Genomic DNA, 2,930 nt, shown 5'->3' with positions numbered 1-2,930 from the left:
CGCCTCGCCCGCGGCCTCCGCCTCCGCGGCGGCCTCCGCGATGGCCCTGCGCCGCTCGTTCTCCTCGAACGGGTCCTGCAACGCGGAACGCTGCACCGCGTCGATGCTTCCGGCCAGTGCGCCGGGGAGCTCGGTGCCGGCGTCGGCGGCGGCGTCCTCGAGGAACCCGCCGGCCTCGGCCGAGCCCACCACCACGTCGTTCCAGAACGTCAGCTCGTGCGGGTAGAGCTCTCCGGCCTCCTGGCGCTCGGCCAGGGCGGCGAAGAACCCGCCGGCGAACTGCACGCTGAGGACCGGGAAGATGTACTCGGGGATCGAGAGCGAGCCGAGCCCGATGGTGCCCGACCCGATCGAGCCGGTCGGGTTGACGTAGACGGACCCGGGCAGGCTGCCGGAGGAGGCCACGGAGGCCACCGCGGATCCGCCCGCCGACCCCAGCGCCTCGAGCGGCGCCACCGAGCCCAGGACCTGGCCGACGGACAGCGCGGTGTCCGGCACCACTCCGCTCCCGATGTCCCGCAACCCCTCGGATCCCGCGCCGAAGCCGGGGTTGCCGACCACGATCTCCTCGGGGATCAGGCCGGTCAAGCCGTCGACGCTGCTGTTGCCGGTCTGGGTGGGCACCGAGGAGTCGGAACCCGAGGCCTCCTGGCCGTGCACCACAGCCGGGGTCGCGACCGCCGCCAGGGCGGTCGCGGCGACGACGGCGCCGATGCGCCTGGTCCGGAGTCCGGAACCACGGTTCTGGGGCATCTGTGCTGGCCTCTCGTCATGAGCAGGGCCCTACCGGCCCACGCACGCAAAGCGTACTACTACAGGGCCGATCCGGACTGCCGGGCCGGGCCCCGCCGCGGGGCCGGCCCCTACTGGAGTGCCGAACTCAGTCGCGCGACGTTGTCGACGTACCGCCCCGGCCAGGGACGGCGCTGCCAGGTATCCAGGCCGAGAGGCGTGCTCTCCTCGAGGTAGGCGTCCACCGCGTCGTTCATCTCGGTCAGCGCCTCCCCGCCGAGCACCAGCAGGCTGATCTCGAAGTTCAGGTTGAACGACCGCTGGTCCATGTTGCTCGACCCCACCACACCGCCGTAGTCGTCGATCAACATCATCTTGGTGTGCAGTACCGCCGGCGAGCGGAACCTGTTGATCCGCACCCCGGCCTCGAGGAGTGCACGGTAGTAGGACCGCTGGGCGTGGTGGACCATGAACTGGTCCGCGTGTTCGGGGACGAACAACTCCACGTCGACACCTCTGTAGGACGCGGAGGTGATCGAGTGGAGCAACGCCTCGTCCGGGACGAAGTACGGGCTGACGATCCTGATCCTGTGCTCGGCCTGGCCGATGAGCTGGGTGAACATGCGCAGGTTCGGCTGCGTGCGGTATCCGGGCCCCGAGGGGACGAGCTGGAAGGCGCTGACCGGGTCGCCGGCGGTGGGGTCGCCTCCCGCGCCTCCGGCACCGACCGACGTGCCGCGGGAGAGCTCCTCGAAGGTCTCGATGACCTCACCGCTCTCGGAGTACCAGTCCACCGCGAACACCCCGTTCATCGCCTGGACGATCTCACCCCGGACCTCCATCATGAGGTCCACCCACTCCCGGCCGAGGCGGGTGTTGCGGGGGCTGCCGTAGTTCCGGGCGATGAGGTTCTGCGAGCCGATGAACCCGTGGTCGCCGTCGACGATGAGCATCTTGCGGTGGTTGCGCAGGTCGGGCCGGCGGAACCTCCCGACGAACGGGTTGATCGGCAGCATGAGGTGCATCTCGACCGGCGAGTGGCGCAACCTCCGTCGTAGCACCTTGAAGCCCCGGTACCGCAGGGACCCGAGGTGGTCGACCAGCACCCGGACCGTCACCCCCCTCTCCGCCGCCTCGACCGCGGCGGTGAAGAACTCGTCGGTCTCGTCGTCCCAGGACTGGGCGTAGAACTCGATGTGCACGTGGTCCCGGGCGGACCGAACCGCGTCGGTCATCGTGGCGAGCGAGGCCGCGTAGTCCGAGTACAGCCCCACGAACTCGCCGGACATGCACGGGATCGCGGTGAGGTTCCGGTTCATCTCGAGAACCGTCCGCACCCCGGGCGGGATCCGCACGCTGTCGGGGACCGTGGGCCACTTCTCCAGCGCCTCCTCGTAGAGCCGGTTGGCCTCGGCCTGGATGACGTGCCGTCGGCCGGTGATGTACGGGTTTCCCAGCAGCAGGAACAGCGGCACGCCGACGATCGGGATGAACAGGATCGCCAGCAACCAGGCCTGAGAGGAGGAGGGCTGCCGATTCTCCGGCACCATGCCCAGGGCGAGGATCTTGATGGCGTACTCGGTGATGAGCAGGGCCGAGGTCACGCCCGCCGGGAACGGGAGGAACGCCAGTCGGTCGACGGCGGGGTTCATGTGGCGGATCGGGACAGGACGGCGCCCCGGGGCAGGGAGCGGGGATCGACGAACCGGCCGTCGGTCATGGTCCAGCGGACCACTCCCGCCAGGGCCCTCTGCGCGTACACCGAGTCGGCGGAACCGAGCTCCCGGGCACCGGGGAGGACGACGAACGCCTCGTCGTCCGCGACGGCGGTGAAGTCGGCCCTCAGACCCGTCCGGATCTCCCCCCGGTCCTCGAGACCGACGATCGCGGCCGTCGTCCCGGACATCCAGCCGGCCACGTCCGAGAGATCACACCCCCTCCGGCGTGCTTCCGTCCACACCACCGAGAGACCGAGTCGGGCGGAGGCGATCGCGTCGACGGTGCCGTCGCGGAGGGCGTCCCAGAGGAGTTCGCGCGTGGCGGCGTCCCGGATCGGGGGATCAAGGTCGGCGGCGGCCGCGCCCCCGTGGGTGACCTCCGAGACCAGGGCGAGCAGGTGCGGGCTCGTGGAGGCGGTCACGCGCAGCCCCTCGGCCTTGGCCCCCCGCAGCAGCGGCAGCTCCTCGGCGTCGGCGACC

2 protein-coding genes and 1 pseudogene are annotated in these 2,930 nt (G+C 70.8%); all 3 read right to left on the bottom strand.

The genetic code is table 11. From position 1 onward, the window contains the following. Positions 1-753: hypothetical protein (locus G6028_RS14520; RefSeq protein WP_182659295.1), on the bottom strand; the 753-nt coding region annotated here is incomplete at its 3' end. A gap of 110 nt (positions 754-863) precedes the next feature. Next, entirely contained in the window at positions 864-2,384 is a 1,521-nt protein-coding gene (locus tag G6028_RS14515; RefSeq protein ID WP_182610356.1) for a phospholipase D-like domain-containing protein, read from the bottom strand. Further along, positions 2,381-2,930: pseudogene (locus G6028_RS14510) on the bottom strand (amidohydrolase family protein); the annotation flags it as partial. The gene G6028_RS14515 and the pseudogene G6028_RS14510, both read right to left, overlap by 4 nt.

It is taken from the genome of Dietzia cercidiphylli, from assembly GCF_014145145.1.
GTDB classification, from domain to species: Bacteria; Actinomycetota; Actinomycetes; order Mycobacteriales; family Mycobacteriaceae; genus Dietzia; species Dietzia natronolimnaea.
The sequence above is the reverse complement of the archived record's forward strand: the minus strand, read 5'-3'. Positions and strand labels throughout refer to the sequence as shown.

What these genes read in the sequence shown, in the direction of transcription:
- G6028_RS14515 (WP_182610356.1), bottom strand. Translation starts at nt 2,384, where the DNA reads ATGAACCCCGCCGTCGACCGACTGGCGTTCCTCCCGTTCCCGGCGGGC.